The organism is Falsiroseomonas sp. RANM36, assembly GCF_056682175.1.
In genome coordinates this window covers 876,348-879,963 of sequence record NZ_JBWXTD010000003.1, presented here as the reverse complement: position 1 = coordinate 879,963, position 3,616 = coordinate 876,348, and the positions used below count along the sequence as shown (strand labels likewise).

The following is a 3,616-nucleotide window of genomic DNA, read 5'->3' as shown; positions in this document are numbered from 1 at the left end:
CGGGGGGGCCCCTCCACCCCCCCGCGGCCTCCGGGGGCGGCCCGGGCGGGGGGGGGGCGCGGGGGGCGCGCCAGGCGCCGTAGCCGCCCTTCAGGTGCGAGACGGGCTTCAGCCCCATCTCCTGCGCCGCGCGCGCCGCCAGGGCGCTGCGCAGCCCGCCGGCGCAGAAGAAGACAAAGTGTCTGTCCTGCTGGAATTGCGGCTTGGCATAGGGGCTGGCGGGGTCGATCCAGAATTCCAGCATGCCGCGCGGGCAGTGGAAGGCGCCGGGCACGCGGCCCTCGCGCTCCAGCTCCCGGATGTCGCGGATGTCCACGAACTGCACGTCGTCGCGGCCGTAGAGAGCCTTCGCGCGATCCACGTCGATCTCCTCGACGATCGCGTTGGCCTCGTCCACGAGCTGGCGATAGCCCTTGGTGATCTGCTGCGGCATCTCCGCTTCTCCTACGCCACCAGCGCGCCGTCGCGCGCCACGATGCGTCCATGGCTGACCACCAGCCGTCGCGGCGGCTGCGCGACCACCGCCTCGGCCAGCGTCTCGGCCTCCAGCAGCACCAGGTCGGCGCGTTCGCCGATGGCGAGGCGGCAGGTCTCGAAGCCGCAGGCCTCGGCGGCCCAGTCGCTCACGGTCGCGAAGGCCAGCGCCACCTCGTCGTCGCGCCGCAGGTCGTTCTTCATCCCGAGGATCATCGCCCGCTGCAGCATGTCCGGCTTGCCATAGGGGCCCCAGGTGTCGCGGATGCCGTCATTCCCCGCGAATATTTTTGTTCCGTGCGCGCGCGCGGTCTTCACCAGCGGGACCGGACGCGACGGTGGCGCGGTGGTCGCAAGCGCGATGCCCGCTTCCGCCAGGGCCTCGTACAGCGCGGGTGCGCGCGAAACCTCGCCCAGGCAGAAGGCGTGGCTGACCACGACCTTGCCCTGCATGCCGAGTGCCAGCGTGCGCTCGATGATCAGGTCGAGCGCGAAGGCGCCGAGCTCGCCCGGCTCATGCAGATGGATGTCGAGCGGCTTGCCGTGCTGCGTGCACAGCCCGAACACCGCATCCAGATGCCCCTTCGGATCGCGATCGATGCCGGAGGGATCGAGGCCGCCGACGATGTCCGCGCCGTTGCGCAGCGCGGCATCCAGCAATTCGAGCGTGCCGGGCCGGATCAGCAGGCCCGATTGCGGGAAGGCGACCACCTGGATGTCCATGGCGCCGCGCATCGCGTCCCGCAGCGCGACCAGCGCATCCGAATGCGCGGTGCCGACCGCGATGTCCACATCCGCATGGGTGCGGATGCGCGTGGTGCCGAGGGCGAGGAACATCCGCGCCATGTGCTCGCCCTGGCGGCGCGGATCGAGCCCGAGGCGCTTGCGCTCGTTCCGCTCGTTGTCGATGCGGTCGATCAGCCGCGATCCGACCGCGTTGCGGTACCAGCCCATGCCCCAGAGCGTCTTGTCGAGATGCGTGTGCCCTTCGACGAAGGCGGGGAGCGCCAGCAGGCCGCGCGCCTGCTCCACCATAGCGCCCGCCGGCGCGTCGAGGCCCCGGCCGATCGCGGCGATGCGGCCGTCGCGGATGAGGATGTCGGTCGCTGCGCCGCTCTCGGGCGTGCGGCAGTCGCGGATCAGCAGCGTCGTCATGCCAGCACCCACTCGCGGAACAGCGCCAGGTCGATGTTGCCGCCGCAGAGGATGACGGCCACGCGCCTGCCGCGCATGCGGTCCTTTTCCTGCAGCAGGGCGGCGAGCGGCGCGGCGCCCGCGCCCTCGGCCAGATTGTGCGTATCCTGCCAATAGGCGCGGATCGCCGCCGCCACCTCGTCGTCGGTGACGGTGACGATGCGCGCGGCGCCCTTGCGGATCATCGCCAGCGCCGCGGGATCGGGCACGCGCGTCGCCATGCCGTCGGCGCGGGTGTTCGCCGTCGGCGTCTCCACCACATGACCCGCGGCGAAGGAGAGCGCATAGGCGGGCGCTTCCGTGGATTGAACGCCGACGATCTCGGTGGAAAGGCCCAGCAGGTCGCGCGCCATGATGCAGCCGCAGATGCCCGAGCCGAGGCCGATCGGGACATAGAGCGCATCGAGCTTCGGCGCGGCGCGGAACAGCTCCAGCGCATAGGTCGCGACGCCGAGCACCAGCGCCGGCGCGAAGGAGGGAGCGAAGAGCAGCCCTTTCTCCTCCGCCAGCCGCGCCGCTTCCACCCGCGCGGCGTCGAAATCGGCGCCATGCTCAATCAGCGTGGCGCCGAAGGCGCGCATCGCTTCGTTCTTCTCCACGCTGTTGCCGCGCGGGACGACGATGGTGACGGGCACGCCCGCGCGCGCGCCGGCGAAGGCGAGGCTCTGGCCGTGGTTGCCGCGGGTGGCGGAGATCACGCCCGGCACATCCGGGCGCTCCCGCTTCAGCCGGTCGAAATAGGTGATGCCGCCGCGCACCTTGAAGGCGCCGGTCGGCGTGTGGTTCTCGTGCTTGACCCACACCTCCGCGCCGGCGCGCCGCGCCAGCAGCGGCCATGCATAGTGCGGCGTCGGCGGGAAGACGCCGTGCACCAGTCTTGCGGCCTCTTCCAGGGCGGGCAGGTCGAACACGCGGAACCTCCAGACGAAGCGACGGCGCGGCATGGGTGTTGGCCGCGCCACGGACAACCATAGCGGAGGGATCTGCGGTGGCCATCACGGTGGACCGCGGCCGCTGACCCGCGAAGCGGCAGGAGAGTCCGCCGGCCGTGAAGGTGCCGCGGGGGCGGATGCCCGGATGCGGCGGCGCGCGACAATTCGGGCCGCCTGGCGCCGCCGCCGCGCGCAGCGCATGAAGACCGCCAGGACGTGCTACCGGCGGAGCGCCTGGAGGAGGCGGGTCAACGCCATCAGCGGCAGTTGCGGCGCGGCGCGCCGATGCCCTGCCGTGCGAATCGGCTGGGCTTCGCGTGCCGGCGCAGGAAGCCCGCGCAGGCTGACCCTGCGGCCCGCAACGAAAAAGGCGGCCCGCGCCGGGCCGCCCGGTGCCACAGCGGCGATGGCGAAGCGGCCGGTCAGACCGGCCGGAGGTTGGTGGCGGCCGCCTTGCCGCGCTCCATCTCGACCTCGTAGGACAGCTTCTGGCCCTCGTTCAGGCCTTGCAGCCCCGCCTTTTGCACGGCTGTGATGTGCACGAACACGTCCTTCCCGCCGTCCTGCGGGACGATGAAGCCGAAGCCCTTCGTTGCATTGAACCACTTCACGGTGCCGATCGCCATGCGACGCGGGCTCCTCAACGCTGTTGCCCGCGCGCCAATCGCGCGGACTGGGGCCACGCGCCGGCGGAAACTCCTGGCAGACCGGGCGATGCGATACCCGGCAGGCACGGCGAGCCATACGCGTTGACCGCGCCACCATGCGCGGGCGCCGGAAGCCAAGTCAAAGCATGAGCGGGTTGGTCACGCGTTTGTCAGCCGGCGATTGCCGCACGGCGCAGACGGCGTACGGAAAAGCGCAAGATGCGTGCGGCATGCTGCGCGCGGCGTGCATCATCAACGAAAATGGGCGGGCCCGGAGGCCCGCCCATCTCGCGAACGCCGATCGCGGTGGCCCCCCCGCCCGGGGCCCGGCCGGGCGCCCGGGGCGGGCGGCCGGGGCGCCCCCGGGCC

The 3,616-nt window shown here is 72.0% G+C and carries 4 protein-coding genes; all 4 read right to left on the bottom strand.

The window, feature by feature from the left end; genetic code table 11:
* Positions 1-433 (bottom strand): rhodanese-like domain-containing protein (locus AC1MIR_RS08985; RefSeq protein ID WP_480027830.1); only part of this gene is annotated, 433 nt, incomplete at its 3' end.
* Between the two features lie 11 nt (positions 434-444).
* The gene (locus tag AC1MIR_RS08980) at positions 445-1,629 is read right to left on the bottom strand and encodes an amidohydrolase family protein (protein ID WP_480027829.1); all 1,185 of its coding nucleotides are present in this window, start codon (positions 1,627-1,629) and stop codon (positions 445-447) included.
* Positions 1,626-2,612, bottom strand: coding sequence for a threonine dehydratase (locus tag AC1MIR_RS08975; protein ID WP_480027828.1), 987 nt, complete (start codon positions 2,610-2,612; stop codon positions 1,626-1,628). The genes AC1MIR_RS08980 and AC1MIR_RS08975 overlap by 4 nt, the downstream gene beginning before the upstream one ends.
* Before the next feature lie 410 nt (positions 2,613-3,022).
* Positions 3,023-3,226: a cold-shock protein gene (locus tag AC1MIR_RS08970; RefSeq protein WP_109869042.1), complete on the bottom strand. Its 204-nt coding sequence runs from the start codon at positions 3,224-3,226 to the stop codon at positions 3,023-3,025.
* Positions 3,227-3,616: the final 390 nt, after the last annotated feature.

Coding starts and splice junctions, on each gene's coding strand:
- AC1MIR_RS08980 (WP_480027829.1), bottom strand. CDS start 1,629: ATGACGACGCTGCTGATCCGCGACTGCCGCACGCCCGAGAGCGGCGCA.
- AC1MIR_RS08975 (WP_480027828.1), bottom strand. CDS start 2,612: ATGCCGCGCCGTCGCTTCGTCTGGAGGTTCCGCGTGTTCGACCTGCCC.
- AC1MIR_RS08970 (WP_109869042.1), bottom strand. CDS start 3,226: ATGGCGATCGGCACCGTGAAGTGGTTCAATGCAACGAAGGGCTTCGGC.